At 61.6% G+C, this 25736-nt stretch carries 27 protein-coding genes, 2 tRNA genes and 1 pseudogene; 9 read left to right on the top strand and 21 right to left on the bottom strand.

Annotated features, from left to right (window positions below; genetic code table 11):
* Positions 1-6 precede the first annotated feature (6 nt).
* From FJ956_RS08480 to FJ956_RS31105, 6 genes are all read right to left on the bottom strand, one after another.
* Positions 7-393, bottom strand: a complete 387-nt coding sequence (locus tag FJ956_RS08480) for a hypothetical protein (RefSeq protein ID WP_140679442.1) — start codon at positions 391-393, stop codon at positions 7-9.
* Between the two features lie 89 nt (positions 394-482).
* The gene (trxC, locus tag FJ956_RS08475) at positions 483-932 is read right to left on the bottom strand and encodes a thioredoxin TrxC (protein ID WP_140679444.1); all 450 of its coding nucleotides are present in this window, start codon (positions 930-932) and stop codon (positions 483-485) included.
* 6 nt (positions 933-938) lie between these two features.
* Positions 939-2819, bottom strand: a complete 1881-nt coding sequence (locus tag FJ956_RS08470; protein WP_140679446.1) for a heavy metal translocating P-type ATPase — start codon at positions 2817-2819, stop codon at positions 939-941.
* Positions 2819-3205: a DUF302 domain-containing protein gene (locus tag FJ956_RS08465; protein ID WP_140679448.1), complete on the bottom strand. Its 387-nt coding sequence runs from the start codon at positions 3203-3205 to the stop codon at positions 2819-2821. Before FJ956_RS08465 ends, FJ956_RS08470 begins: the two co-directional genes overlap by 1 nt.
* A 314-nt stretch (positions 3206-3519) precedes the next feature.
* The gene (locus FJ956_RS08460) at positions 3520-5079 is read right to left on the bottom strand and encodes a bifunctional aminoglycoside phosphotransferase/ATP-binding protein (RefSeq protein ID WP_140679450.1); all 1560 of its coding nucleotides are present in this window, start codon (positions 5077-5079) and stop codon (positions 3520-3522) included.
* A 46-nt stretch (positions 5080-5125) separates the two neighbouring features.
* Positions 5126-5335: a hypothetical protein gene (locus tag FJ956_RS31105; RefSeq protein ID WP_348641082.1), complete on the bottom strand. Its 210-nt coding sequence runs from the start codon at positions 5333-5335 to the stop codon at positions 5126-5128.
* 344 nt (positions 5336-5679) lie between these two features.
* On the opposite strand from FJ956_RS31105, the gene FJ956_RS08450 reads away from it, so the two are divergent.
* The 3 genes from FJ956_RS08450 to FJ956_RS08440 all read left to right on the top strand — a co-directional run bounded on the left by FJ956_RS08450 (position 5680) and on the right by FJ956_RS08440 (position 7524).
* Positions 5680-6516 (top strand): universal stress protein, encoded by an 837-nt coding sequence (locus FJ956_RS08450; RefSeq protein WP_140679451.1) that lies wholly within the window; start codon positions 5680-5682, stop codon positions 6514-6516.
* 151 nt (positions 6517-6667) lie between these two features.
* Positions 6668-7213 (top strand): cytochrome b/b6 domain-containing protein, encoded by a 546-nt coding sequence (locus FJ956_RS08445; RefSeq protein WP_140679453.1) that lies wholly within the window; start codon positions 6668-6670, stop codon positions 7211-7213.
* 50 nt (positions 7214-7263) lie between these two features.
* On the top strand, positions 7264-7524 hold the full coding sequence (locus FJ956_RS08440) for a hypothetical protein (protein WP_140679455.1): 261 nt from the start codon (positions 7264-7266) through the stop codon (positions 7522-7524).
* 198 nt (positions 7525-7722) lie between these two features.
* Here the strand turns inward: FJ956_RS08440 and FJ956_RS08435 are convergent.
* The 10 genes from FJ956_RS08435 to FJ956_RS08390 all read right to left on the bottom strand — a co-directional run bounded on the left by FJ956_RS08435 (position 7723) and on the right by FJ956_RS08390 (position 13907).
* Positions 7723-7798, bottom strand: a tRNA-Phe gene (locus FJ956_RS08435).
* Positions 7799-7962: 164 nt separating this feature from the next.
* Positions 7963-8184 carry a DNA gyrase inhibitor YacG gene (gene yacG, locus FJ956_RS08430; protein WP_140679457.1) on the bottom strand — a complete coding sequence of 74 codons (222 nt, stop codon included), beginning with the start codon at positions 8182-8184 and terminating at the stop codon, positions 7963-7965.
* Positions 8181-8807 carry a Maf-like protein gene (locus tag FJ956_RS08425; protein WP_140679459.1) on the bottom strand — a complete coding sequence of 209 codons (627 nt, stop codon included), beginning with the start codon at positions 8805-8807 and terminating at the stop codon, positions 8181-8183. Before FJ956_RS08425 ends, yacG begins: the two co-directional genes overlap by 4 nt.
* 128 nt (positions 8808-8935) lie before the next feature.
* Positions 8936-9154, bottom strand: coding sequence for a translation initiation factor IF-1 (gene infA / locus FJ956_RS08420; protein ID WP_006200926.1), 219 nt, complete (start codon positions 9152-9154; stop codon positions 8936-8938).
* A gap of 196 nt (positions 9155-9350) precedes the next feature.
* The gene (locus FJ956_RS08415) at positions 9351-9803 is read right to left on the bottom strand and encodes a low molecular weight phosphatase family protein (protein ID WP_281405613.1); all 453 of its coding nucleotides are present in this window, start codon (positions 9801-9803) and stop codon (positions 9351-9353) included.
* Positions 9804-9981: 178 nt separating this feature from the next.
* The gene (locus FJ956_RS08410; protein ID WP_140679461.1) at positions 9982-10467 is read right to left on the bottom strand and encodes a UPF0262 family protein; all 486 of its coding nucleotides are present in this window, start codon (positions 10465-10467) and stop codon (positions 9982-9984) included.
* A gap of 2 nt (positions 10468-10469) precedes the next feature.
* Positions 10470-11762 carry a histidinol dehydrogenase gene (gene hisD / locus FJ956_RS08405; RefSeq protein ID WP_140679463.1) on the bottom strand — a complete coding sequence of 431 codons (1293 nt, stop codon included), beginning with the start codon at positions 11760-11762 and terminating at the stop codon, positions 10470-10472.
* Positions 11763-11769: 7 nt separating this feature from the next.
* On the bottom strand, positions 11770-12204 hold the full coding sequence (locus FJ956_RS08400) for a DUF2948 family protein (protein ID WP_140679465.1): 435 nt from the start codon (positions 12202-12204) through the stop codon (positions 11770-11772).
* Positions 12205-12296: 92 nt separating this feature from the next.
* Positions 12297-13589: a UDP-N-acetylglucosamine 1-carboxyvinyltransferase gene (gene murA / locus FJ956_RS08395; RefSeq protein WP_140679467.1), complete on the bottom strand. Its 1293-nt coding sequence runs from the start codon at positions 13587-13589 to the stop codon at positions 12297-12299.
* A 141-nt stretch (positions 13590-13730) separates the two neighbouring features.
* Positions 13731-13907 (bottom strand): hypothetical protein, encoded by a 177-nt coding sequence (locus tag FJ956_RS08390; protein ID WP_181170252.1) that lies wholly within the window; start codon positions 13905-13907, stop codon positions 13731-13733.
* Between the two features lie 223 nt (positions 13908-14130).
* Between FJ956_RS08390 and FJ956_RS08385 the strand changes: the two genes are divergently transcribed.
* Both FJ956_RS08385 and FJ956_RS08380 read left to right on the top strand, forming a co-directional pair.
* A tRNA-Thr gene (locus FJ956_RS08385) sits at positions 14131-14205 on the top strand.
* Positions 14206-14284: 79 nt separating this feature from the next.
* The gene (locus tag FJ956_RS08380; RefSeq protein WP_140679473.1) at positions 14285-16000 is read left to right on the top strand and encodes a DUF6538 domain-containing protein; all 1716 of its coding nucleotides are present in this window, start codon (positions 14285-14287) and stop codon (positions 15998-16000) included.
* 62 nt (positions 16001-16062) lie between these two features.
* Here FJ956_RS08380 and FJ956_RS08375 read toward each other — a convergent pair whose 3' ends face one another.
* The gene (locus tag FJ956_RS08375) at positions 16063-17337 is read right to left on the bottom strand and encodes a hypothetical protein (protein ID WP_140679476.1); all 1275 of its coding nucleotides are present in this window, start codon (positions 17335-17337) and stop codon (positions 16063-16065) included.
* A gap of 277 nt (positions 17338-17614) precedes the next feature.
* On the opposite strand from FJ956_RS08375, the gene FJ956_RS08370 reads away from it, so the two are divergent.
* Both FJ956_RS08370 and FJ956_RS08365 read left to right on the top strand, forming a co-directional pair.
* A complete protein-coding gene (locus FJ956_RS08370; protein ID WP_140679478.1) occupies positions 17615-18319 on the top strand; it encodes an SOS response-associated peptidase in 705 nt (234 codons plus the stop codon).
* A gap of 87 nt (positions 18320-18406) precedes the next feature.
* Positions 18407-18907, top strand: coding sequence for a hypothetical protein (locus FJ956_RS08365; RefSeq protein WP_140679481.1), 501 nt, complete (start codon positions 18407-18409; stop codon positions 18905-18907).
* Between the two features lie 14 nt (positions 18908-18921).
* Here the strand turns inward: FJ956_RS08365 and FJ956_RS08360 are convergent, their stop codons facing one another.
* The gene (locus FJ956_RS08360) at positions 18922-19236 is read right to left on the bottom strand and encodes a hypothetical protein (protein ID WP_140679483.1); all 315 of its coding nucleotides are present in this window, start codon (positions 19234-19236) and stop codon (positions 18922-18924) included.
* 103 nt (positions 19237-19339) lie between these two features.
* Between FJ956_RS08360 and FJ956_RS30465 the strand changes: the two genes are divergently transcribed.
* Both FJ956_RS30465 and FJ956_RS08345 read left to right on the top strand, forming a co-directional pair.
* Positions 19340-19531 (top strand): hypothetical protein, encoded by a 192-nt coding sequence (locus tag FJ956_RS30465; RefSeq protein ID WP_181170253.1) that lies wholly within the window; start codon positions 19340-19342, stop codon positions 19529-19531.
* 226 nt (positions 19532-19757) lie between these two features.
* Entirely contained in the window at positions 19758-20021 is a 264-nt protein-coding gene (locus FJ956_RS08345; RefSeq protein ID WP_140679572.1) for a hypothetical protein, read from the top strand.
* Positions 20022-20725: 704 nt separating this feature from the next.
* Here FJ956_RS08345 and FJ956_RS08340 read toward each other — a convergent pair.
* The 3 genes and pseudogenes from FJ956_RS08340 to FJ956_RS30705 all read right to left on the bottom strand — a co-directional run.
* Positions 20726-23836 (bottom strand): type I restriction endonuclease, encoded by a 3111-nt coding sequence (locus FJ956_RS08340; RefSeq protein ID WP_140679485.1) that lies wholly within the window; start codon positions 23834-23836, stop codon positions 20726-20728.
* A gap of 15 nt (positions 23837-23851) precedes the next feature.
* Positions 23852-24958: a DUF4268 domain-containing protein gene (locus FJ956_RS08335; RefSeq protein WP_140679487.1), complete on the bottom strand. Its 1107-nt coding sequence runs from the start codon at positions 24956-24958 to the stop codon at positions 23852-23854.
* A gap of 33 nt (positions 24959-24991) precedes the next feature.
* Positions 24992-25736: pseudogene (locus tag FJ956_RS30705) on the bottom strand (hypothetical protein); the annotation flags it as partial.

Here is a 25736-nt window from a genome sequence, read left to right as displayed (position 1 = left end):
ACCGAGCTATGGCCGTTCCACGCGGGCGACCTGGTAAGTGTGCATGGCTCCGTTGCGGGTGATCGAGACGTACTCTCCTGTCACGAAGCGTTCCTCGCCGAGATGGAAGCCGACCTCGTCGTCACGATCACCCTCGGCATAGTCAAAATACCATTGCCCGCCAGGTTTGCGGCGCAAACGGCCGATGAGATCGTCTTCCCCGGTACGGAAACGACGGACGCGACAGAAACCCTTGTGCGATTTCCATTCCTCCGCATTCAACCGTCCCTCATCGGTGAGCGGCGCCAGCACGTCGTAACCTTCCTCGCGGTCGCCCTCCGGATGGCTCTGTTCGCGAGCCAGAAGCAGGCGAATGGTCCTGAAGTTCGGGGTGAGATCCTGCAAAGCGGTCATGGCATTCTCCTTTCAGACAATTCCTATCGTGGCGTGCCTGGACGCCACCTTGATCAGGATCAAACGGAACCTCGGTTGCTGGTTGGAGCTCAGTTGCCGCCAGTCGGAACGTGGTTGCGAACCCAATTGACGATCTGGCTGGTGCTCATCGCGCCCGAGATACGGGCAATCTCATGCTGGTGGTGAAAGAGGATCATGGTGGGGATGCCGCGAACAGCCAGCCTCGCCGCGATGGCCTGCTCCTTGTCGGAGTTCAGCTTGACCAGCCGAATGTGAGGCTCAAGGGCTTTGGCGGCCGCCTCATAGGCCGGCGCCATCATCTTGCAGGGACCGCACCAGGGAGCCCAGACGTCGACGAGGACGGGCAGGCTGCCGCGCCCGACCTGGCGATCGAAGCTTGCCGCGTCGATGTCCTGCGGAAGCCCCGAGAACAGCAGGGCGCCGCACTTTCCGCACTTGGCGTCGGCGCTGTCGCGGCTGAGCGGCAGGCGATTGACCACGCCGCATTTGGTGCAAACCACCAGATTATCCTGCGTCATGACCTTTCAGTTCTCCTGGTTCCGATTGTGTCCCAAACGCCCCTCGCCAAGCGCACGCAGCGCATTGAGGATAACGGCGACATCTATCCCCTCCTGAAGCAATGCGCCTGCCACTGGCGTCAGGTGCCCCGTGGCGGCCGCAATCATCGCGGCGCCCGAAAGCGCCAGTCCGACGATGATGCTCTGCAGGGCGATGCCACGCGTGCGCCTTGCGATCCGCAATGCTTCAGCGACTGGCTGCAGGCTATCGGTCAGCACGACAACATCGGCGGCTTCCGATGAAGCCGTCCCGCCTCGAGCTCCCAGCGCGACGCCGACGGTCGCCGCAGCGAGGGCAGGGGCGTCGTTGATGCCGTCGCCGACCATCATCGTCGGCGCCGTCGCCTTCTCGGCCTCGACCGTTCCGACCTTGTCCGCCGGCGTGGCATCGGCAAACACGGCGTCGAGTTTGAGCGAGGCGGAAATCTTTTCGGCGGCCGCGCCATCGTCGCCGGTGAGCATGACGATCCGCCTGACACCTGCCGAACGCAGAGCGCCGACCGTTTCGACAGCATCCTCGCGTATGGCGTCTCCGAATGTGAAGACACCGGCAAGTCGGCCGTCCAAAGTCACGAATACCCTCAGCACTTGCGAGCTGTGGTGCCGTTTTTCTCCACTTTCCGCCCATCCTGGCAGCGGCCCATCCCCAAGAACGAGTGGCCTCGACCCGGCGGCCACCGATATCCCGTCCACCAGACCCTTGAGGCCTTCTCCACGATGCTCGCGGACATCACAAGGTTGGGAAAGCGTCAGCTTTCCATGGCGCGCGATGCGGACGATCGAATCCGCAAGGACATGGTGGGAGGCCTGTTCGAGCGAGGCCAGCAGCCGCAGCAGTTCATCGGCTTGCTGGCCTGAAGCGACGTCGATCTCGATCAGTTCGGCGCCGCCGAGCGTCAAGGTCCCGGTCTTGTCGAAGATTGCGGTGCGTATCTGAGCGAGCGCCTCCAGCGCCGCGCTGCCTTTCATAAGAATGCCGGCGCGGGCGGCGCGCGACACGCCGCCGATGAACGCAACGGGCGCCGCGAGGATCAGCGGACAGGGCGTAGCGACCACCAGAACGGCGAGGGCGCGGATCGGATCGTCGGTAAGATACCAGGCGATGCCGGCGACCAGCAGCGTGGCCGGAAGCAGGAGCAGGGCAAAACGATCGGCGATGCGTATGAAGGGCGCTTTGGCCGTTTGCGCGGCTGCGACCATGCGCACGATGGCGGCGTAAGTGCTGTTGCCGGCGATAGCCGAGGCCCGCATGACAAAGGCTTCGCCGGCATTGACTGTGCCGCTGCGCAATGCGTCGCCGGTGCCACGACGCTCCGGCAGGGGCTCGCCGGTGACGGCCGATTCATCCAACACGGCCGAAGCGTCGAGCAGGATTCCGTCGACTGGCAGCAACTCGCCGGCGCGCACCAGAAGCTCGTCGCCAACCGCTACTTGCTCGATCGGAACCGTCTCGCTCCCCTGAGCGGATTTACGATGCGCCAGGCGCGGCGCCCTATCGGTCAGCGCTCTCAGACTGTGTTCCGCCCTGCCGCGCGCAAAGTCTTCCAGCACCGTGCCGCCGGCATACATGATGGCGACAACCACCGCCGCCAGGGCCTGCCCCAGCAGCAGCGCCGCCGACATCGAAACCAGCGCGATCGCGTCGACGCCGATCCGACCGATCCAGAAGTCCCGCAAGATGGAGATGGCGAGTGTGACGACGACGGGCAGGGTTGCCGCGGTCCAGATTGTCTCAGGCGAGAGGGGACCAGTGCCGCTCTGCCACACGCCCAACCCAAGTGCCAGGCCCGTTATGGCGACGACCAGCAGCGCGCGCCGCAGTGCGGACTCCTCCATGACGTCAGCCATCAAATTTCGCTGATCAATTCCTGCAGCAACAACCGGACATCCTTTGCTGTTGCGGCAAGTGCCGGATTTTCGATGGCTCCCATCGCCGCTGCCGGATCGACTGCGGCAATCTCGACCTTGCCCGGCGAGATCTCGGTCACGATCACGTTGCAAGGCAGCATCGCGCCGATCTTGTCCTCGGCCTGGAGCGCGCGCCACGCGAAATGCGGATTGCAGGCGCCGAGGATCATGTAGGGCTTGAAGTCGATGCCCAGCTTGACCTTCATCGTATGCTGGACATCGATCCGCGTCAGGATACCGAAGCCCTTGCCGGCAAGCTTCTTGGTGACATGTTCGATCGCCGCGGCGAAGGGCATGTCGAGGCTTTTGCTGAAATAATAACTCATTGGATTCTCCTTCGACGGACGACTTCACCAGATGAGCGGCTTGGTGGCAGCGTCGCTTTAGCTAACCGCAAGGCGATCGGCGACGCTTTGATCCAGCGCAATGAATGCTCGGCGCCTTCGGTGAATGTGGCGGCAAGGAGTCTTCCGGGATGACGATCCGGCTGAACGCGTCAGCCGGATCGAGGGCATGATTCTCAACGAAAATCGCAAGATGCTCACAATGTGCCGGGAATTTGGCTTCTCGCTTGCGCATCACCCCAGCGAGCCCGGCCTGACGGTGGCGACGCTGGAACTCGGTTAAGCCGCGGTCGGCTCTATGATCCCGTCTTCCTGAGGCTGGCTGGAGATGAAGGAGCGCCCTCGACGAAGGTCACCATCTCGGCGGCGATTTCTCCTATCTTGCGGTCCGCATCGATCTTGCGCCAGGTCAATGGCCCGTCATCGCGCTGCAATTGCCGCGACAGGATGTCGACCGTGGCATCGGAGGGGCCACCCGTGCGTTCACTGACCCGACGCCAAAGCACCGACGGATCGGCGACGAGCCAAAATCCTGCAAACGGGACGTTTGTCTTACTCGCGGCGCGCTCGATCCTTTCGCGATCCTCCGGTCTGTCGAATACGGCGTCGGCGACCACGGCGCCTCCTTCGGCTAGGATCAGTTCCGAACGCCAGGCGATCTGGCGATAGACGCGTTCCGATACGCCCGGCCGATAGGCCTTGTCCGGCAGCCGCGTTTCGGCAGCCACGCCATGCATGGCCTTGCGGATGCGGTCACTTTCGACGATGCGGGCGCCGGGCGGCGCACCGATCTGAGCAGCAAGCGCTTCGGCGACGGTCGTCTTGCCCGAGCCGCTCAGACCACCGATCGCGACGAGCCGAGGCGGCGTTTCGACAAGCAGGACGTGCGCGAGTCGGAAATAAGTTCGCGCTTCGGCGACCAGCTTTGTCGAGTCCCGGCTGCCCTCCTCGATCTGCGTCGCCGTCACGTGAGCGCGCACCGCCGCCCGCACCGCCATGAAGAAGGGCAGCAGGATGAAGCCGTCCTCGTCGTCGGCGTCGTCGAGATAGCGATTCATCACCAGATTGGCGAACTCCGGAAAACCGCGATGCCACAGGTCCATCAGCAGGAATGCGAGATCGTAAAGAACATCGACGGTGGCGATCTGATCGTTGAACTCGATGCAATCGAACAGGCGAGGCTCGCCATCGAAGACGCAGATGTTGCGCAGATGCAGGTCGCCATGGCAGCGGCGGACCCGGCCTGCCGCCGCGCGCCGGTCAAGCAGGCCGGCATGGCTGGCGAGGGCGGCGCGAAACGCCGCGTTGAGCTTTTCGATCTCCTTTCCATCGAACACGTGGCTTGTCGCAAATCCGGCCGAATTGATTTTAAGCACACCGCCGATGTTCGCCGATCCGCCGCCGGCATGGATCACGTCGGCGCTGCGGTGGTATTGCGCAATCATGCGCGCCACGCCCGTCATCAGCGCGGGTGTCAACTTCCCCGCGGCAGCCATGCGATCCAGAAGCTTCGACTGATCGAAGCGAACCATCTCTATGACGGCGTCAACCAGTTCCCCCGACCCATCCAGGGCAAGCCGATCTCCCGCGCGCGTGATGCGGTGGACATCGAGATAGAGACCGGGCGCGGTTCTGGAGTTCAACTCCACCTCCTTTTCGCACGCGGCGAGCCGCAACTCCGGCGTCGAAAAATCGACATAGGGCAGCTTGACCGCCCGCTTCATTTTGAAAGCGCTTTGCCCGACGAGGAATATCCGGGAAATGTGGGTTTCGATCATGTCGACAGGAGCAGCCTCGCCATAGGTGGCGGGGTCCTTCAGCATGTCGACCACGACGTCTTGGTTCTGAACGATCATCGCATGCCGCCTTGACTTTTGGTTGCCTTATCCTTCGGCTCGCCTGCTAGTGCTGAAGCGTATTGACGTAACCGGCGAGGTCCTGAATGCGTTCCGTGGTCACGGCCTCCCCACCGTAGGGACCGTATTTCTTCACATCGTCAGGCAGGAACTGATTGCCCCAGACCGGCATGTCGCGCCCGCCATGCTCGGGCACAAGGCCGCGGCCGTCGATTGTCGCGTAGACCCGCCAGTAGGGGAACTCCCGCCATTGCACTTCGTGAGCGTGGTCAAATCCGCGGGGCGCTTGCGCAACACGTCAGCCATTGGTCCGTCGCCCCTGCCGTCGCAGACGGCGCAGGAGTTCAGATATTCCTGCTCTCCATTGGTCATCTGCTGCGCCGCCGCGGCGCTCAGCGTCAGCGCCAAGAGACCCATCGTCGTCACGAATCTCATTTGATCCGCCTCCAGTCATCGGATCAGGCTAAGGCGGGTCGCACGCGCAGACGTTGACCGGGATCAATCTTGAGAGGGATCGGTTTGATTCAGCGCAAGGACGGTTTCCGACCACCCGGCTACGGCTATTCCTTAGTGAACTTTCCCGGACAAGGAGTTGCCGCCATGCCATTCAAGACATTGCTCACGGTTACAGGGGCCGATCAGGGAGACGATGATCTGAAGCTTGCCACCGGCCTGTGCGAAGAAATCAATGCCCATCTCTCGGTGCTTGTTCTGGTGATCGCGGCGCCCCCCTCTGGCGGAGCATATGCCGAGGTGGTTTCGCCGGCTTGGCTCGCGGAGCGAGAGGCCGAAATGGAGATGCTGCGGAAGCGGAATTCGGCCGTCTCCGAAATGCTGTCGGCGAGCCCCGTATCGACGGACCTGAGCGACGACTACCCGGACCATGCCTGGGCGGATGAGGTCATTGGCCGGCGCGCGCGTTACGCCGATCTAACTGTCCTTGGGCCAGACTTGCTAATGAGCCAAACGCTCAAGGAGAAGGTCATCGAGGGCGCGCTGTTTTCGTCCGGAAGGCCACTTCTGCTTGTCCCCAAACGGGCGACTGCGACGTTGAAGCCGAAACGCGTCCTCGTCGCGTGGGACGCCGGCCTGGAAGCGTCGCGCGCCTTGCGGGAGTCGCTCGACATTCTTTCAGGTGCCGATGAGGTGCGGGTCGTCATGGTCGATCCGATCGAGGACGAACGGCATCACGGCGCGGAACCTGGGGCGGACGTGGCGATCTATCTCTCCCGTCATGGCGTAAAAGTAACGGTGGACCGACTGCCGAGTTCAAATCACTCGATCGCCGACGTTCTGCGCCAGCACGCCGTCGACACTGGCGCCGAGCTCATGGTCATGGGCGCCTACGGCCATTCCCGGCTGCGCGAGAGGATTTTCGGCGGCGTGACCAGATCGATGGTCGCGGATCCTGGACTGCCGGTCATCCTGGCTCGTTGAAAGCTGTATCCAGCGAGAGGCGAATTCGAATCCTTATGCTCAGCCGTCCGAGAGGCCTGTATGTTGTCTCGGCGCCGGAAGAGGAGCTATCTGGAACATATTGGCGCTTGCGCGAATGTGAGAGCGCCAAACGACCTTAAGGGCAACTTTGATGCATCGCTATTCGCAGACCACGATCGCAATTCATTGGCTGACGGCGGTGCTCGTGGTGGTCGCGTGGTTCACGGCCGTAGGGGGCCGACACGCGCGGACGGACCCCTCCTACGTGCACTTTACAGTAGGCCTTGCCGTCTTGCTGTTGGTCGTTCCTCGTCTACTGGCCCGATGGCTGGGCGCCGCGCCCATTATCGAAGATCCGCAGAAACGATGGCTGGACATTGCAGCGCGTGCAGGACACACGCTCCTCTACATTCTCCTCATAGCGCTGCCGCTGAGCGGTTGGTACGCCGCCTCGCGGCTCGGCGTGCCGGTCTCGTTTCTTGGTATCGGTCTGCCGAGCCTGACGGCGCCGGTGCAAGGCGCGCCGGGAGAGATCGCCGACTTGCACGAAACCGGCGGAACACTGATCCTTTGGCTGGCAGGCCTGCACGCGCTGATCGCGCTCTGGCATCAATTCATTCTGAAAGACCGGACGCTCGAACGCATGAATCCCATGGCGCCCTCGAACCTGACTCGCGATCGCGTCGATAGCTTCTGATCACCTTATCGGGCCACTTTTTGCTTTGCCATCACGGCGTCAGGCCTACCTTGTCGAAGGTGACGGTTAAGTGTGAAAACGCATCTCATATCTCCCTGTCTGCGGTGAACTGCTCTGCGCCGGCGGCGAGAGAGGTCCCGTGGCAGCACCGCGCCCATTTCGCCCTGGAATTCGGCTTTGCTGGTTTCGAGGCGGACATCGTCGTCGACAAGCGGATGTCGCGCGGGATGGCCGGCATAGCTGTCGGTCTCTGTCTTCCGGTGGGATTATCTTTGGCGGCGGTTCGATTCCAATTCTCGGATTCGAACTGAGTGCCCTAAACGATTGAAAAACTGCGCTAAGCCAGGAACTTGGTTGTTCATCCCGCCAAATTGGCAAAATACATCAGACAGCTGGATACCCACAAAAATACCAACACCAAAAGAGGATCATGACTGACGCAATGGTTGTATCAAAAATTTATTATGAAAAACAAGTAATTACGGGGTGAAAATGCAACTTAAAGTTGATGGTGCCCAGAGGCGGATTCGAACCACCGACACGCGGATTTTCAGTCCGCTGCTCTACCAACTGAGCTATCTGGGCCTGTGCCGGCTAACGGGATGCGCCTGCCGGGTTTCGCGAAGGCGCCAGCGGCGCCCCTTGAAAGCGCGTGGGTTATAGCACGGGAATTCTGCCTGTCCAGCGCCTAGGTGTTGATTTCGTCAGGAAAGAAAAATCGCCGGGAAACGGCCTGTCGCCGGCTCCGCTCACGGCTCGTCCTTGGGCGTCGGGCCCGGCTTCGGGCTGTCCTCTTCTGCCTCTTCGCCGTCGCGGACGGGGATGACATAGGCGCCCTTCAGCCAGCGATTGAGGTCGATGTCCTTGCAGCGCACCGAGCAAAACGGGTAGTGCTCGCGCGCCGAGGGTTTGCCGCATTCGGGGCAGGGCCGCTTCGGCCTCAGCGGCGTGACCTTGTCGTCCAGACTCATGAGCGCGAAGCGTGCCAGTTCTGGTGCGCCTTGAAGCCTTCGCCGGAAAGCAGCGCCACGCTCTCGTAGAGCGGCAGGCCGACCACATTGGTGTAGGAGCCGACCAGCTTGACGACGAACGAGCCGGCCAGGCCCTGCACGGCATAGCCGCCGGCCTTGCCCCGCCATTCGCCCGAGGCGACATAGGCGTCGATCTCCTCGCGCGGCAGCCGCTTGAAGCGCACCCTTGTCTCCACCAGCCGCTGGCGCAGCTTGCCGCCGGGCGTGATCAGGCAGATGCCGGAATAGACCCGGTGCGAGCGGCCGGAAAGCAGGCCGAGGCAGTTGATGGCGTCGTCGATCGTCTCGGCCTTGGGCAGGATGCGCCGCCCGACCGCCACCACCGTGTCGGCGGCGAGGATGAAGGCGGGTGCATAGTCCTCCTCGCTCTTCAGCGAGGCCAGCGCCTTCTCGGCCTTGTCCTTGCAAAGGCGCTTGGCCAGCGAGCGCGGATGCTCGGCGCGCAGCGGCGTCTCGTCGACATCGGCGGGCAACACCCGGTCCGGCTCGATGCCGGCCTGCTGCAAGAGTTCGATGCGGCGCGGCGAACCCGAGGCAAGCACGAGCTTCTGCAGGATGCTCATGTGAGCATGATGCCGAAAAGTGTGAAGCGGTTTTCGGGCGACATCATGCCCCACTCTTTGATTTGGAGCCGGATGATTTCAGGTCGAACAGACCTGAAATCATCCGGCTCTAGGTTCGCGCCGGACTGTTACTTGAAACGGTAGGTGATGCGGCCCTTGGTCAGGTCGTAAGGCGTCATCTCGACCAGGACCTTGTCGCCGGTCAGCACGCGGATGCGGTTCTTGCGCATGCGGCCGGCCGTGTGGGCGATGATTTCGTGTTCGTTTTCGAGCTTCACGCGGAACATCGCATTGGGCAGCAGTTCGGTGACCACACCTGGAAACTCGAGGACTTCTTCCTTCGGCATTCGATACCTTTGCTTGGATTGCTGTTCCGGCGCCTAGAGCATGATGCCGAAAAGTGTGAAGCGGTTTTCGGGCGACATCATGCCCCACTCTTTGATTTGGAGTCGGATGATTTCAGGTCGGACAGACCTGAAATCATCCGACTCCAACCGGAATTTGCGCGGAACCTATATGATAATCGTCCGCTTGTGAACAAGCTTAATCCGGGGCGTTTTCAGCCCCTGGTGCCGCAAAACGTCGACTTATGCGCGCTTTCAGCCGCTCACGCACGTCGCGATAAGCGGCCATGATGTGCTCGCGCGTGCCGCCGGTGTCGGTCGGGTCGGGCATCGGCCAGTATTCGACCTCGACGGCGAGCGAGCGGGTGAGCTCGAGGGCCGCATGATGCGCCTCCGGCGCCAGCGTGACGATCAGGTCGAAATAGTCGTCCTCCAGCTCCTCCAGTGTCCTGGGCTGGCGCTCGCCGAGCGACAGGCCCTCTTCGGCAAGCACCGCGTCGACGAACGGATCGCGCTCGCCGGCGCGCACGCCGGCCGAAGCGACGAAGGTGGTGGCGGGAAGCATGCGGCGCGCCAACTGTTCCGCGATCGGCGAGCGCACGGCATTCATGCCGCACAGGAACAGGATCGAATGCGGCAGGGCGGCCAGCACTAGAGCATGATCCCAAAAAGTGGGAACCGGTTTTTGGAAAAGATCGTGCTCCAACAAGAGAGCATGATCCCGAACCGGAGGTCAGCGCACGCAAAAAATGGGAACCGGTTCTCGGAGAAGATCATGCTCCAACAAAGAGTTAGATGAGGACGGTGTTTCAACGAAACATCATCCTGATCTAGCCTCGCCAGTGCAGCACGCAGACCAGCGTGAACAGCCTGCGCGCCGTGTCGAAGTCGATCTCGATCTTGCCGGCGAGCCGGTCCATCAGCGTCTGCGAGCCCTCATTGTGCAGGCCACGCCGGCCCATGTCGATCGCCTCGATATGGCTGGGCGTCGAGGAGCGGATGGCCTCGTAATAGCTTTCGCAGATCAGGTAGTAGTCCTTGACGATGCGCCTCAGCGGCGTCAGCGACAGGATGTGGGTGACCACCTCGGCGTTGTTCTCGCGGCTGACGGCGAAGACCAGGCGTGACTCGGCCAGCGAAAGCTTCAGCCTGTATGGGCCGGCGCCGTCATCGTTGACCGGCCGAAAACTGTTCTCCTCGATGAGGTCGAAGATCGCCACGGCCCGCTCGTGCTCGACGTCGGGCGTCGAACGTCCGATCGATTCGTCGAGCTCGACGTCGATCAGCCTGTCGCGGGTTTGGTCGTGGCCGGACATCGCTACATGTTCAACCTGATCGCGACGGAGCGGGCATGGGCATCGAGGCCTTCCGCCTTGGCGAGCGCGATCGCGGCGGGCGCCAGCGCCTTGAGCTGATCCGGCCCGAGCTTCAGGATCGATGTGCGCTTGACGAAATCGAGCACGGACAGACCTGAGGAGAAACGCGCCGAGCGTGCTGTCGGCAAAACGTGGTTGGAGCCGCCGACATAGTCGCCGATGACCTCCGGCGTATGGCGGCCGATGAACACGGCGCCCGCGTTGCGCATCCTGGAAAAGAAGCCCTCGGCATCGTCGAAAGCGAGCTCGACATGCTCGGCCGCGATCCTGTCGACCAGCGGTAGCGAGGCTTCCAGCGTCGGCACCAGGATCACCGCGCCAAAGTCGCGCCAGCTCGCGGCCGCCGTCTCGGCGCGCGCCAGCACCTTGAGCTGGCGTTCGACCGCCTGCTCGACCGCCTTGCCGAATTCTGCATCGTCGGTGATCAGGATCGACTGCGCCGATATATCGTGCTCGGCCTGCGCCAGAAGGTCGGCCGCGATCCAGTCCGGATCGTTGTCGGCGTCGGCCGCCACCAGCACTTCCGACGGCCCGGCGATCATGTCGATGCCGACGGTGCCGAACACCTGGCGCTTGGCTGCCGCGACATAGGCATTGCCCGGACCGACGATCTTGGCGACCGGCCTGATCGTTTCGGTGCCGTAGGCAAGGGCTGCAACGGCCTGCGCGCCGCCGACGCGGTAGATCTCCGCAACGCCGGCAAGGTCGGCGGCCACCAGCACCAGCGGATTGACGACGCCGCCCGAAGCCGGCACGACGATGACGATGCGCTCGACGCCGGCGACCTTGGCGGGCACGGCGTTCATCAGCACCGAGCTCGGATAGCTCGCCGTGCCGCCCGGCACGTAAAGGCCGACGGCTTCGATAGCCGTCCAGCGCGAGCCGAGCTCGACGCCGGCGGCATCCGTGTAGCGGTCGTCCTTGGGCTTCTGCCGCTCGTGATGCGAACGGATACGCTCACGCGCGAATTTGAGCGCCTCGACGGTCGCCGGATCGGCCGCCTCATAGGCCTTGGCGATGTCGTCCTTCGAGACGGCGATGCCGAGCGCGTTGAGATCGGCTTTGTCGAACTTCAGCGTGTAGTCGATCAACGCCTTGTCGCCTTCGGCGCGCACGCGCTCGATGATGCCGCGCACCACTGCCTCGACGTCGGCAGACACCTCGCGCTTGGTGGTGAGGAAGGCCGAAAAGCGTTGCTCGAAATCGGCGTCCTGCTGTCGGAGCGTAATCGCCATTGCGCTTTTAGCCCCTGTGCACCGGTCGCGAGGCGGCTTCCCAGGAGCCGCCGACATCGGCAAGCCGTGCCTCGACGCATTCGACGTCGAGCATGATGGTGCCGCCGCCCGCAAACACCAGTTCGACGATGCCGGCCGGCTTGCTGATGGCGATGAAGCTGATCGCCAGCAGCGACAGCACCTCGGCCGGCTTGTCGCGCGCAATGCCGCTGGTCTTGGCGCCGAGCACGCGATCGAAATGCAGAACGCTCTGGCGCCGTTCGTTGTGCTGGCGGAACAGGCCGGATTTCGCTTCCCAGACGAAGCGGTTCATGGTCAGCACGAAGCGCTTGGCCGCCGGCAGATATTCAAGATCGGAGACCTTCATCACGGCGTCCTGGACATGCGCCGAGACGATGCTCAGATCCTGTTCGTCGAGCGCGATGAGCTTGAGAGCTGCCATGCCGAATGCGCACCTGAAGGTTGATAATTCAGCCCTCTGTTATGCGGTCTTTCCCGCCGGTGCAACTCGCCCGAGGCAGATGCGGGCAAGCGTCAGCCCGAAATCCGCTCGATCACCGCGCCGCAGCCGGAAAGCTTCTCTTCCAGCCGCTCGAAGCCGCGGTCGAGGTGGTAGACGCGATTGACCGTGGTCTCGCCCTCGGCGGCAAGGCCGGCGATCACCAGCGACACCGAGGCGCGCAGGTCGGTCGCCATCACGGGCGCGCCCTTGAGCTTGGCGACGCCGTCGACGATCGCCGTCTGGCCGGAAAGCGTGATGTGGGCGCCCAACCGGGCGAGCTCCTGCACATGCATGAAGCGGTTCTCGAAGATCGTCTCGGTGATGCGCGACTTGCCCTTGGCCATCGTCATCAGGCCCATGAACTGCGCCTGCAGGTCGGTCGGGAAGGCGGGGAAGGGGGCGGTGGTCACGTCGACCGGCGCAATGCCGGCGCCGTTGCGCTTGACGCGGATGCCCTCATTGGTCGGCGTGATCTCAGCGCCGGTCTCGACAAGCACGTCGAGCGCGGTCTGCAACAGATCGGGCCGGGCGCCGTCGAGCATCACGTCGCCGCCGGTCATAGCGACGGCCATGGCATAGGTGCCGGTCTCGATGCGGTCGGGGATGACGCGCACGCGGGCGCCCGACAGCGCCTCGACGCCGTGGATGGTGATGGTCGAGGTGCCGGCGCCGTGGATCTTGGCGCCCATGGCGACCAGGCATTCCGCGAGATTGACGATTTCCGGCTCGCAGGCGGCGTTCTCCAGCACCGTCTCGCCCTTGGCGAGCGAGGCCGCCATCATCAGCACATGGGTAGCGCCGACCGACACCTTGGGAAACACGTAGCGATTGCCGACCAGGCGGCCGTTCTTGGTCTTGGCCATGACATAGCCATTGTCGACATCGAGCTCCGCGCCGAGAACCTGCAGGCCCTCGAGGAACAGGTCGACCGGGCGCGTGCCGATGGCGCAGCCGCCGGGCAGCGACACCTTGGCCTCGCCCATGCGGGCAAGCAACGGTCCGATCACCCAGAAGGAAGCGCGCATCTTCGACACCAGCTCATAGGGAGCGGTGGTGTCGACGATATTGCGGGCGGAAAAATTGATGGTGCGCGAATAGCCTTCCTGCTGCTTTTCGCGCCGGCCGTTGACGGAATAGTCGACGCCGTGATTGCCGAGGATGCGGATCAACTGCTCGACATCGGCCAGATGCGGCACGTTCTCGAGCGTCAGCGTGTCGTCGGTGAGCAGCGAGGCGATCATCAGCGGCAATGCCGCATTCTTGGCGCCCGAGATCGGAATGGTACCGGCCAGCGCGTTGCCGCCGACAATTCTGATGCGATCCATGAGAAAACGTCCCCTCGGCCCGGAACAGGCCGCTTCAATCGGTTTGAGTGTGCCCGGCTTAGACCATTGGCCGGCTTGGTTCAAGAAATAGGATTTTCTTGAAACCGGACCAACTGTGGCCGGCCAGTATGGCTGATTTGGTCAGTCCTTGTGCATTTTTCCAGCAGCCGGCAATCCTTCCGACCGATGATCGGCATCGCCGGCGCGCCGCGACCGCGTCTGCGCCTTGCGCTTCTGCAGATTGGCCCGCAACGCCTCGGCCAGCCGGTCCTTACGCTCGCTGTCGCCTTTTTTCGGTGGATTTGACTTGTCGTTCATCGTCCATCCCTGACCGGCGGTCAGCCGGCCGCAATTCCGCAATGGCTAGCATTTTAACGCGCCCATGTCATGAAAGCGGGCAGAGAGCCGGTTTCACGCCATGGATCAGCCGCGCATGCCATCCCAAACCGCATAATTGCTGGCGGGAATTACATGCGACGCTTTGGGTTTTTCTTGGCCTTGCGCTTACCGGTTCGATATGGCAGAAGCGCCGCCATCGCAGGCTGCGGTAGCTCAGTGGTAGAGCACTCCCTTGGTAAGGGAGAGGTCGAGAGTTCAATCCTCTCTCGCAGCACCAGCCTATCCCATTGATTGGGAACAACTATCTGACTTTCTTGGTCTTTTTGCCGCCTGTCTGGTACACAGGGGTGGTACACATGAGCTTGAAAATGCCTGGACCTCAGCAACATCCAAAGACGGGTGTCTATTACCTTCGGCAACGCGCGCCCTCCGATTTGAAGAATTTACCACTGGATGGAAGGGTGGCAATTCCCGTTGGAGGGACCATCAAAACAGTGAAAGCGGGCGCAACCGTCAAGGTCAGCCTTGGTACGAAAGACCGCGAAGAAGCCAAAAGGCGTCATCGCGAGGCCGATGCTGCACTCCATGAGTTCTGGCAGCGGTTCAGGCAAGGCCCCCAGCCGCTCAACAACAAGCAAATCCAGGCCCTTGCGGGCGTCCTCTACGCTCGCTTGGTCGACATGATGGACAGTGAGCCGGGCGAGGAAGGGATTTGGAAACAAGTCCTCCGGTTGAACAAGAGCAAGGAGGAGGGCGGTGAGCTTGAGCGCTGGTTCGGACCGACAGTCGATGAACTGTTCGTCGAGAAGGGCGTCAACACCGATCTCCTCAGTCGGACTCGCGTCGTCCACGCGGCCTTCAAGGCAATCCAGCTTGCGGCTGAAACCAATCTCAGGAAGGCCGGAGGCGACTATTCGCCTGACGAAGCGCGAAAGCGTTTCCCCGATTGGGAGGCCGAGCGCGGTGAGGCCAAGCCAGCGCCACGGGCGGCGGGGGACTTGGACTTGTTCGCCTTGCTTGACCATAAGTTCGCGACGCAGAGTCTCAAGGAGAAGACCAAGAGTGACTACGCGCGAGACCTCGACAAATTCGTCAAGAGCAGCGGGCATCGGAACGCTCAGGACGTGACAAGCGCGGACGTTCGGAAGTGGCGTGATGAATTGATAGCTGAGGGGCTTGCGCCGTCGAAGATCAACGGCAAGGCGCTCGCAGCGTTGAGCGCGGTCCTCACACATGCTGTTAGGGAGTTCAGCCTACCGGCAAACGTGGCTAGCGACATTCGAGATCGAAGAGATGGCCCCACGCCGGGCAAGAAGGGCTACGACATGGAGGAGGCCAAGGCTATCCTCGGTGCCACGTTCAAAGGCAGCCCGAAGAGTGTCTCGGCGCCCCACAAGCGCGCCCTCTTTTGGGTGCCGTGGATTTGCGCCTACACCGGGTTGCGGGTGACGGAGATCACCCAGCTTCGCGGCGTGGATGTCAGGGTGGACGGTGATACGCCCTATTTCTTCATTGCGCCTGAAGCCGGTTCCACGAAGAGTGGCAAGGCGTGGATGACCGCCGTTCATCCGCACCTTGTAGAGTTGGGCCTGTTGGAGATGTTCAAGGAAGTGGGCGACGGCCCGGTCTTCTATGTTCCTTATCCCAATGAAACCGACCTCACCACGCTGACAGGCAAGCCACGGTCTCAGGAGGTGGGAAACAGAGTCAGTGCCTGGATCACAAAAGAGCTGAAGATTCCGGCACCGGGAGGAAAGCCAAATCACGCTTGGCGGCATCTGTTCACGACGCTCTCGCGCGCCCACGACATGGACAAGCAGCATCGTGACTACATGCTTGGGAGTGGCCGTGAGGATGCTCGCGAGGGATACGGCGATTTCCCGCCCAGTGCGCTAGCAAGGGAAATCGGGAAGTTACCGCGCTTCGAGGTGGAGGAGACGAGTTGGAGGCCATCGACGGAAAGTGTTCGTGTTCAGGCAAGGCGCCCGGTTGGGAAGGTCGTCAAGCGCGGCACAAAGCGGTCTAAAGGGGCAGCCTCGGCAACAGTCGCCGGACGCAAGAAGTCAAAATAGCATGCCATCAGCGGAGACATTCAGCCGACAATTGGCCCGCTTCAGCTATGACTTTCGGGTTATTATCCCGCGTCGGGCTGCGGCGATGTAAGCCCGGCGGTACTGGCTTCGGGCGATTCCGCCCCATTCGATTTTGCCTTTCTCCGATTACCGTTGACACGATCTAGAAGTCTCCCAGCCAGCTTGGAATTTGCGAGTTCGTGTAGAGGACTTCCATGGGTTGACATCTCCAGCAGGCGCAGGGGAGCCTCATCCAGTCGCGATAGCGCGGACGCGAACAGAGCTTTCTCAAATTCGGGATCGATTCGGACAGCCTCACGGCGGTAGCCTTCATAGGCCTTCGCCACTGAGGCCTTGAATGCGTAATCTTCAGCCAGTCGAAAGCGTTGACTGATTTGCTTGGTCGCAATCCAGGCGAACCAGATTGGAGCGGCGACGCTGAGGATCGAGAGGACGATTTGCACCCAGACACGGGATGAATCGAATGGGGTCGCTGTCAAAGCCTCCCGCATAACGGACAGACGATAAGCGCCGACGACCATGAGGGACAGAAGGGCCACCGTCAGCCCACCAACCCACAAATACAAAGACCCGTTGAGTTTCGCCGCACGGGTGTCAAACGCGGCAGCCAGTCCAACGGTGGTCGCAATTCGGTACTGCTCGCTGACCTGTGAGACCAACTTCTGGCCTTCATCCCGTGCTGCCTGAAGTGTCTCGACCGCTGACCTCGCCCGCGTATCATTCTCCTCAATCTTCCCCACGAACTGAGAAGAACTAGCTGATGCCTGCCGCACCTCGTTCAGAGTGGCTTTCAGCTCCTGGAGAGTGGTCGGAAGAGCCTCCGCAGCGTCGTGGGCTTCGAGGATGTTCCTCGTCTTGTTCTCAAGGTCCGTTTGGTCGGGCACAATCGCCGCCAAGTCCCGCTCTGCCTTATTCAGTTTGCGAGCTAGCGCACTGGGCAATGCCGAGGTGGGTACCGCCACCCACCCATGAACTGGTCCCAAGAGCATCTGTGCGTATGAAATGGTGGTCAGATAGGCGGCAGCTCCGGGCTGCGGCTGGGAGTAAAGATTAGGCAGAGTATCGGTCAGGAGGGCGGACAATGCACTTTGTGCGCTCGTTAGCGCGCCTTGGTCAGCTTCTGACACCTCATCTACATTAGCGCCACGAATAATTTCTGCCATATACCTAGGCAGAGCGGCCAGCTGTCGGGGTGTTATAGGCGGAGAATGCCAGTTTTGGGACTGCGAGAGACGGGTATCCGTGTTGTTTGCTTCTTCCATTTTTATGGATATTTCGTCAAGCGTCGCACAAATGCCTGTCAACTTGTCGTGCATTTATTCCCTCCCCCACGTTGACCAACCAATAACACTAGAAAAGCTGCGAGGATAGCTCGTGCGAGCGCTCGAATTTACGGGGGTGACTGGCGGCTTCCCCGTGATGTTCGACAGCGAGTGATCGCCGCTTGATGGCCTGGGGTGATGGGGGCTGGGGCCTCGTTCCCTTCCCAGATAGGCCTGGGGAGCAGACCCGAAGAGGTCCCTGGTGCTGCTACCCAAGGCTCCTCCAGGCCCGCGTTGCTCTCGCGAGGCGACTTGGGGCACACTGGCCGGCATGTGCAACCTCTACAATATCACCACCAGCCAGGACGCCATCCGCGAGTGGACCCGCGCCATGCGGGATATCATGGGCAACCTTGAGGACTCGCTTGATGTCTATCCCAACATGCCGGGCCCCGTGGTGCGGAACGCGCCCGATGGCCAGCGTGAGCTTGCCAGGCTGCTGTGGGGCATGCCTACGCCGGCAGGGCGGGTGAAAGGCAAGGCGGACTACGGGACGACCAACATCCGCAGCCCGCAGTATGGTCACTGGCAGCAATACGTTGGCGTGGAGAACCGCTGCGTGGTGCCCGTGACGAGCTTCGCGGAGCCGAGCCCCAAGCCGAACGACAAGGACCCCGAGACCGGCATTCAGCGGAACTACTGGTTTGCCCGTAGCGAGGACCGGCCGCTGTTCTTCTTCGCTGGTTTCTGGACGCGCTGGCAGGGTGTCCGCAGGGTCAAGGACGGGCCGGGCGACTTTGAGCTTTACGGCTTCCTCACGACCAAGCCCAACGCTCTCATTGCGCCGATCCACGATAAGGCCATGCCGGTGATCCTGACCACCAAGGAAGAGGTGGAGACCTGGCTCACGGCCCCATGGTCCGACGCGCGGCACATGCAGCGGACGGCCCCAGACGATGCCTTGATGATTGTCGAGAAACCCAATACGCAGATTAAGTTCCCGCAACAGGACCCGGCTCAAGGATCGCTGTTCTAACGCGGCAAGTTGCCGAGGGTTCGTGCCATGTCTAATGAATCTGATCGAATTTCATATCTTAAGGAGCACCTCACTTATGAGGTGTTGATGCTTAGGTATACCTTCGGCGTGCTCAAGACAGTGATCAATCCGCTGTCTTGGAATGCCCATTTTGAATCGTTCGCGGTGCACGCACGGTCGCTATATGAGTTTCTTACGGACGGCGGCGATAGCCGGAATTTTATGGCAAAGCATTTCGGCGTTGCGGCTGCCAAGAAAACAGACATGAGCGGGACAATTAATCGGATGAATGAACAGGTTATGCACCTGACCAAGAACCGCTTCTCAGAGAACGAGATGAAAGTTACGCTGAGCGACGCGGGCAGGGTGGCGCGGTGGATCGAAGAGAAGATCAGCGCGTTCGCCAAGGCCCTTAAGGAGCCCTACAGCAATGTTTGGAACGAAGAGGCTGCCACCCCGCCCGACCCGGGCGCGTTGTTAGTCCAAACCACCCAAGGACCGCCGAGTGCAAGTAGCCTGCCGCAAGTCGTGGGGTCCAACACCACTTCAAGTTCTTCGGTCACCTACACCATAAGCACCAAGGACTAGCGCATCCTTTCCAGTCAGACCTCATCCTTCCAGATCACTCGCCGGACCATACGCACCCCCACAAGCCGCCTCACGCGTATCTTCACACCCTGGGCGGCGCTGGGGAGCAGGATGTCCACATCAAACTCCCGCCGCTTGCATCGCTCACACCGCATGTGCCGCTCGACATCCCAGAACGGAATGTCTTCCACGAGCTTGAGAAGGTCACCCGGCAGATAGTGGCGCGTGATGTTGCAGTTGATGCAGCGGACGCGGATTAGCTGCCCGATGTCATGGGCACGGCTTAGTGTCTGGACGACGCGTCGGGTTCGGCTGCTGGGCTCCGGCATGGCCAAACCGATAGGAAGCTATTCCTCTAAGAGTCAATTCGCCCATTGACATTTTTGTTCCCTTTTTGTTCACTGTCATTATGGACCATTAGGAGACAGCGAAATGGACCACATTGTCAGGCTCGACAGCCGCCAAGAGGCTGCCCTCCAAGCCGTCGCGGAGAAGTTCGTTGCCACCCACAAGGGCGACGTGATGCAGGCGCTCAAGGAAATGATCGTGCTCAACGGCCACCTTCAGGAGAAGCTTGATGCCGCCACCGGGCCGTCATCGCGTTCTCGCCGGTTGGTAGGCTGAGAGAGCAGAATGATGGGCACCTACAACCTCGATCCCACCACCAAAGCCGACCTGCACTCGGAGGCCCAAAAGCTCATCGCGAAGTATGAGACCCTGTGGATGCCGTGGAGGCGCTCATGGCCTACAACTGCGAGCTTGAGACCCAGATACTCGCCATCGCCCACCGATATCCGGGGCTGGTCTCTATCAGCTTTGACGAAACGCATCCGACCGTTGCGTGAGCAATGTGGCCGAGAGCATTCTCCCGCAGAGGCAGACCCCGAAGCTGATCGTGGTCACCGCCTTCGACCGCGACGAGAGTGGCGACCTTCAGCCTGTCTACGGCCCAACCGAGCAGCAAAGCGAAGACCGGGCGATAAGGACCGCGAAGGCTCTGGCGGGGAAGCACGCGGGGGCCATCGCGTGGTCGCGGGAAGCGAACCCGGCGATGGGCGAGTACGGTGACCCGACGACACTCTTTGTAGGTGGTGACGTGCCGGACATGGAGTGAGTGGCCGTAGGGGAGCAATGGAAGGATGCTCGTTGAAGCCGATGCCCGCGACGGCGCTGGGAAACAGCACAACGGGTAGATGACGGTTCACCGGAGCCAGTTCGGCACGTATAGGTCCTAGGCGGATCGGTTTCCTACCGCTTGTCAGGAATGCCCAGGAGTCCCGTGAAGATCATCGTCCTCGTCCACGGGCTTCTTCCTGCTCCGCTCCGCTGCCCAGGCTTCGCGCTGCTCTGCTTGCTTCTGTAACCACAGGTCATCCCGCCTGAGATGCTCCGCCAGGGGCCTCTTGAAGACTAGTTCCTTTTCTACAGTGCACACTAGTTCCCACCCGACTCGACCCATCTCGGAGAGAGAGACACCCCCGTAGATCATCTCCATCTGACTGAGGGTCGTGTACTCCCAGATCGGCGGCCCTGGCGGTCCTGGCGGTGGCTTGCGGTTCCAAAAGAACCCCATGGTTCAACACTCCGATATCGTGGGGAGCAGCTCCCCTGCTCCTCCGCTGCGGCCCGGAAGGGCTCCTTTACGCTATCCGCAGTCGCCTAGTCGGCCAAGGCCGTGACGCAGGCCTCAGGGCAAGGAAGAAGGACGTCAGTGCCGTCTTGGTTACCTTGGGTACCCCTGCCGTCAAATCGCGCTGAGGCTTGGTATCGGCGGTGTAGGGCAGATTATTCGCCTTTTGCCACGAATCTCCCCTTTGTTCAGGTTGTCGGTTCCTTGTTTCTCAGATCTTCCCAGAGCTGCCCCGGTCCTAGAAGGACATCCTTGAGGCCCTCGCGGATTTTGGCCGAGTCCAGCGCCTGTTTGCTCATCGTCGTGTGTGCCTCGAAGGCGTCGATGATGGCGTCGAGGATCGCCTTGGAGAGATCGGGCGAGTTGGCGAACTGCTCCTTGGTATTGTTGGCGGCCTGCTGGGCAAGCGTTTCGGACTCCAGCAGCTTCCCCTTGATGACGTTGTTGACGTAGATGAGTTGGTCGTCATCCGTCACCTCGCCTTGGAACAGGTCATTCAGCTTGGCGACAATCTCTGCCAGCAGTGCCTTCTGCTTCTCCTGCACCGATCCGGACCCAGCATCATAGATCGGCTGCAGCGGCTCGCTGAAGCCTCCCAGCGCCAGGGTCCGCTTGCCCTTATCGGCGAGCTTATGGTGGGTCAGCACCAGACCTGAAACGTCGATCTCCTGCCGCTCGCGCCCAAACTCCAGCGGGGGAATGAGGCGGCGGAAGAAGATGTGGCGGCTTTCTATTGCCGTGTTGCCGTAGTCGAATATCTGCGACAGGAACGCATAAAGGCGCACGAAAGCGCCCATGTCGTTGCGGAACAGCAGCAGGGCGTCCATCGTGTCCTGAGCGTCCTTGGCTGCCTTGATGTCATCCTTCGACCGCGCGACGCGCAAGCGCTCCTGAGCGTCCCTGTAGGAGCGCAAGAGCCGGTCGGCGACGGGCGCGATGGCGGCCACCAGGTCGCCCTGTTTCGACGCCGGGTCCAGCTCGACCTTCACCACTCGCTCCACCTCGAACTCGTCGTAGTGCCCGAGGGCGTCCAGCTTGGCCCGCAAATCGAAGACTAGGTTGGGGTCGGTCACGTTTTCCAGCGAAGCCGTCTGGTAGTAGGTCTGGAATGCCTTTAGGATGTCGTCGCTGGAGTTGACGAAGTCGAGGATGTAGGTGGTGTCCTTGCCGGGATGGGCGCGGTTGAGGCGTGAAAGCGTCTGCACGGCCTGGATGCCCGCCAGCCGCCTGTCGACATACATGCCGCACAGCAGCGGCTGATCGAATCCGGTCTGGAATTTGTTGGCCACCAGCAGGACGTGATACTCGGGCAGCTTGAACGCCTCGCGGATGTCGCGTCCGTTCAGGTCGGGGTTCAGCTCCTTGCTGGTTTCGCTGAAGGGGTCGGGTCCGCTTGTCGGGTCGTTGACCTCGCCCGAGAACGCCACCAGCGTGCCGAGCTTGTAGCCCTTCTCCTTGATGTATTTGTTGATGGCGAGCTGCCAGCGCACGGCCTCGACACGGCTGCCGACCACGACCATCGCCTTGGCCCTGCCGTCGAGCAGCGGCTGCACCAGCGAGCGGTAATGCTCGACCACCACCTGCACCTTCTGGCTGATGTTGTAGTCGTGCAACCGCACCCAGCGCATCAGGGATTTTACCGCAGCGCTGCGCTCGACCTCGGTGTCGTCCATCTCCTTGCCGTCGTGGGCAAGCTTGAAGGCGAGGCTGTAGGGGGTATAGTTCCGCAGCACGTCGAGGATGAAACCCTCCTCGATGGCCTGTCGCATCGAATAAACGTGGAAGGCCGCTGGCAGATTCGTCTCGCTGGCTGGCTGATCGGGATGCGGGCGACGACCGAACAACTCCAGCGTCTTGGCCTTGGGCGTGGCGGTGAAGGCAACGTAGGTGATGCCCTGGTCGCTTGCCCGTGCCGCCATCTGCGCTGCCAGGATGTCCTCGGAGCTGACTTCTCCGCCATCACCCAGTTCGGCGAGTTCCTCGGGGGACAGCACGGCCTTCAGCTTGGCTGCAGCCTCTCCGGTCTGGCTCGAATGCGCCTCGTCGGCAATGACAGCGAAGCGCTTGCCTTGCGATGCCGCGAGTTCCCTGACGGCCTGAAGGGCGAAGGGAAAGGTCTGGATGGTGCAGACGACGATCTTCTTGCCGCCCGCCAAGGCCTCTGCCAGTTGGCTGCTCTTGGCGCCGCTGTCGCTCTTGATGGTGGCGACGACGCCGGTCGTGCGCTCGAAGTTGAAGATAGCTTCCTGAAGCTGGGTGTCGATGACGTTGCGGTCGGACACTACCAGCACGGTGTCGAACACCTTGCGGTGCTGGTCGTCGTGCAGGTCGGCGAGGAAGTGCGCGGACCAAGCAATCGAGTTGGTCTTGCCGGAGCCCGCCGAGTGCTGGATCAGGTATTTGCCGCCAGCACCCTCGGCGAGAACAGCAGCCCGCAGCTTGCGCGTGGCGTCGAGCTGGTGAAAGCGGGGGAAGATCGTGCCCGTGATCTTCTTCTTGGCGTCGCGCTCGGCGACCATGTAGCGCCCGAGGATTTCGAGCCACGAGTCCCGCTGCCAGATGTCCTGCCAGAGATAGGCGGTCGGGTGCCCGGCTGCGTTGGGCGGGTTCCCTTTGCCGCCGTCGTTGCCTCTGTTGAACGGCAGGAAGCGAGTGGCAGGGCCTTCCAGCTTCGTCGTCATCATGACTTCGGCATTGCTGACCGCGAAGTGAACCAGAGCGCCGCTTGGGAAGCTCAGCAGTGGCTCGGGCGCCTGGCCTTTCGGGTTCGGCAAACGGTCGAACTTGTACTGGTCGACCGCGTCGGTGACGGACTGAGTGAAATCGGTCTTCAGCTCGACGGTAGCGACGGGCAGGCCGTTGAGGAACAGCACCAGATCGATGGCGTTCTCATTGGCTAGCGAGTAGCGCACCTGCCGCACAACACGCAGCCGGTTGGCCTGATAGCGGGCAAGGATGTCGGCGTTCATCGCCAGCGCCGGTTTGAACTGGGCGAGCGCCAGAGGGGCCTTGAGGCCGATCATCTCGACGCCATGCCGGATCACGTCGAGTGTACCGCGTTCCTCGAGCTGCCTGCGGATGCGGTCGAGCAACGTGGCCTCGGCGGCAGCGCCGTGGGATTTGGTGAGGGCGGCCCAGGCGCTCGGCTGGCTCGCCTGGACCCATGCCACGACATCGGCAGGAAACAGCGCCCGGGCGCGATCATAGGCGGCGGCATCGTGGGCAGCGTAGAGCCAGCCGTTCGCGGCAAGGTGGCTGCAGACTTCCGCCTCGAAGCTAATTTCCTTATGCAGGCTCATGTCGCCGGTTCCCCCCTAGACCTGCAGCGCAGCAACCCTCGCGCGAAGCGCCTTGTCCAACCGGATCATCGCATCCGTCATACGCTCGTTGATTTCGGGCCATTGATCAGTCGGAGACTTATAGCCGCCGGGCATGACATGGCGGATGAGACATCCATCCGACTCGGGCAGCTCTTGCCAGTCCAGTCCCGCGCCGAAGTCGCCCTCAATCTCTGCTCGCTGCTTCAGGAGCTGATGGAAAGCAGCCTTGTTCTTCTCGCGCATTCCACTGCCAAGTGAAATCCATAGGGAGACCTGAGTGTCCTCCCTGCGCACTGTATACTGAAGTGAGAAGCCATTGCGGCCGATGCCGCCGGAAACCCAACCTTCTCGGGTTGCTTTCCGGGCGGCATGGAGCGGCGTGCGTTGCTTCGCATAGTCGAGCATCTGCTGCCAGAACTTGTAACGCAGTTCATGGCGCTCACCCTGGGACTTTCTCTCCGCCAGCTTCTTCACGCCGATCTGCGTCTGATAGCTGGCCGTCTCGGGAAGCGGGATCAGTTGCTGGATGTCGATCAGCACCGGACCATTGTTCATCCTGTAGGGCTTGAGGCGCACACACCTGATGTCGACGCCGCGCTCGATCAGCCACAGGACGGCCGTCGTCAGTTCCTTGCTGAAATCCGCCGACGCCAGAATGATGCGGCTGTCCTGCCCGAACTGTTCTTCCTCAGCGGCATCCCAGCCGAGAAACTCCAAGATCGCCCCTTTGGCCCCTTCAAGGTCCGGCTGGGCCGGGTTTCTGAATCGGGCGTGGGTGTCGACCAACTGATCGAATGTCATGGCTGAAATCATGGCGGCATAGCGCAGGGCCTGCAGTTCCATGTGTCCGCCATCTTCTGTGCGCTTCAATTCGACCACGACGAGGTTGGCATCGTCATCAAGGCAGAGGAGATCGATCCGCCGGGAACTGTCCAGCCACTCGCCAAATTCCTCTGCGATGACCATGAGGTGTTCGTCGAGAACCTTGATGTCGTCACGCAGGAGGCGCTGGATATGTTTCCTCTCGTAAATGCCCTGAGCGCCGAAGCTGGTCTCGGTCACCGCAAGCAACTTGTCGGCTGCGATCTCATAGATCGGCATAAGTGGACTCCTTCGCGACGCGCGATGCCAACCTCACGCCGCCACCGTTTCGGCATTCGCGTAGTGCCGCAGATCGATCTTGCCGGTGACCACTGCGGAGATAAGGGCCGAGCGGCGCTCTTGGAGCAGTTCGATGACGGCGGTCGCCTTCAAGACCAATTCGTCGAGCCGACTGGTTACGCCATCCAGATAGCCTGAGATGGCTAACTGCTCGTCGCGGTTGGGGCACGGAACGCGGAAGTTGATTACGTCACCTATGTTCGCGTGAGGAGCCATAGCCCCTGCGGTGCGCTCCAGCACTTGTTGATAGATCGGGTCGCTGTTCAATGCCCACATCACGAAACCCGGACTGTTTTCAGGACGGACCCTGAACATCATCATCCGTTGCCCTAGACACAGATCAACACCCGCCGGGACCAGCGCTGCCATGCCGAATCTTTCCCCCTCCCTTGAGTAGAGTATATCGTCAGCTTCCGGCCTGAGCCGCTGAATACGTTCTTGATAGACACTTTCCGATACTCGTCTGGCTTGGTCGAGCAGTAGGACTCCGCGTTCAATGTCCGCTGTGCGAATGGCCGGGTACTGCAATTCGCCCTCGTAAGTCGGCGTGGTGTGTAGGCAATCAACTACGTGACTAACCATGAATTTGAGAGGCTTTACCTCCCAGTGTTCTGGCACGTCACCCAGCCACCCGATCCCGGAGTCTTTCATCCGGACCTTTGAGTCGAGCCCCCTGGTGACCGCATGGGAAATGACGGCCTGGCGCTTCTCCTTGACC

This window comes from Mesorhizobium sp. B2-4-3, assembly GCF_006442815.1.
Taxonomy (GTDB): domain Bacteria; phylum Pseudomonadota; class Alphaproteobacteria; order Rhizobiales; family Rhizobiaceae; genus Mesorhizobium.
This window is presented reverse-complemented; position numbering and strand designations above follow the sequence as displayed.

What these genes read in the sequence shown, in the direction of transcription:
- FJ956_RS08400 (WP_140679465.1), bottom strand. Translation starts at nt 12,204, where the DNA reads ATGGCAGCTCTCAAGCTCATCGCGCTCGACGAACAGGATCTGAGCATC.
- FJ956_RS08450 (WP_140679451.1), top strand. Translation starts at nt 5,680, where the DNA reads ATGCCATTCAAGACATTGCTCACGGTTACAGGGGCCGATCAGGGAGAC.
- FJ956_RS08380 (WP_140679473.1), top strand. Translation starts at nt 14,285, where the DNA reads ATGAGCTTGAAAATGCCTGGACCTCAGCAACATCCAAAGACGGGTGTC.
- FJ956_RS08340 (WP_140679485.1), bottom strand. Translation starts at nt 23,836, where the DNA reads ATGAGCCTGCATAAGGAAATTAGCTTCGAGGCGGAAGTCTGCAGCCAC.
- FJ956_RS08480 (WP_140679442.1), bottom strand. Translation starts at nt 393, where the DNA reads ATGACCGCTTTGCAGGATCTCACCCCGAACTTCAGGACCATTCGCCTG.
- FJ956_RS08370 (WP_140679478.1), top strand. Translation starts at nt 17,615, where the DNA reads ATGTGCAACCTCTACAATATCACCACCAGCCAGGACGCCATCCGCGAG.
- murA (WP_140679467.1), bottom strand. Translation starts at nt 13,589, where the DNA reads ATGGATCGCATCAGAATTGTCGGCGGCAACGCGCTGGCCGGTACCATT.
- FJ956_RS08375 (WP_140679476.1), bottom strand. Translation starts at nt 17,337, where the DNA reads ATGCACGACAAGTTGACAGGCATTTGTGCGACGCTTGACGAAATATCC.
- FJ956_RS08410 (WP_140679461.1), bottom strand. Translation starts at nt 10,467, where the DNA reads ATGTCCGGCCACGACCAAACCCGCGACAGGCTGATCGACGTCGAGCTC.
- FJ956_RS08460 (WP_140679450.1), bottom strand. Translation starts at nt 5,079, where the DNA reads ATGATCGTTCAGAACCAAGACGTCGTGGTCGACATGCTGAAGGACCCC.
- FJ956_RS08470 (WP_140679446.1), bottom strand. Translation starts at nt 2,819, where the DNA reads ATGGCTGACGTCATGGAGGAGTCCGCACTGCGGCGCGCGCTGCTGGTC.
- hisD (WP_140679463.1), bottom strand. Translation starts at nt 11,762, where the DNA reads ATGGCGATTACGCTCCGACAGCAGGACGCCGATTTCGAGCAACGCTTT.
- FJ956_RS30465 (WP_181170253.1), top strand. Translation starts at nt 19,340, where the DNA reads ATGGACCACATTGTCAGGCTCGACAGCCGCCAAGAGGCTGCCCTCCAA.
- infA (WP_006200926.1), bottom strand. Translation starts at nt 9,154, where the DNA reads ATGCCGAAGGAAGAAGTCCTCGAGTTTCCAGGTGTGGTCACCGAACTG.
- FJ956_RS08335 (WP_140679487.1), bottom strand. Translation starts at nt 24,958, where the DNA reads ATGCCGATCTATGAGATCGCAGCCGACAAGTTGCTTGCGGTGACCGAG.
- FJ956_RS08425 (WP_140679459.1), bottom strand. Translation starts at nt 8,807, where the DNA reads ATGAGCATCCTGCAGAAGCTCGTGCTTGCCTCGGGTTCGCCGCGCCGC.
- yacG (WP_140679457.1), bottom strand. Translation starts at nt 8,184, where the DNA reads ATGAGTCTGGACGACAAGGTCACGCCGCTGAGGCCGAAGCGGCCCTGC.
- FJ956_RS08390 (WP_181170252.1), bottom strand. Translation starts at nt 13,907, where the DNA reads ATGAACGACAAGTCAAATCCACCGAAAAAAGGCGACAGCGAGCGTAAG.
- FJ956_RS08365 (WP_140679481.1), top strand. Translation starts at nt 18,407, where the DNA reads ATGCTTAGGTATACCTTCGGCGTGCTCAAGACAGTGATCAATCCGCTG.
- FJ956_RS08465 (WP_140679448.1), bottom strand. Translation starts at nt 3,205, where the DNA reads ATGAGTTATTATTTCAGCAAAAGCCTCGACATGCCCTTCGCCGCGGCG.
- FJ956_RS08445 (WP_140679453.1), top strand. Translation starts at nt 6,668, where the DNA reads ATGCATCGCTATTCGCAGACCACGATCGCAATTCATTGGCTGACGGCG.
- trxC (WP_140679444.1), bottom strand. Translation starts at nt 932, where the DNA reads ATGACGCAGGATAATCTGGTGGTTTGCACCAAATGCGGCGTGGTCAAT.
- FJ956_RS08360 (WP_140679483.1), bottom strand. Translation starts at nt 19,236, where the DNA reads ATGCCGGAGCCCAGCAGCCGAACCCGACGCGTCGTCCAGACACTAAGC.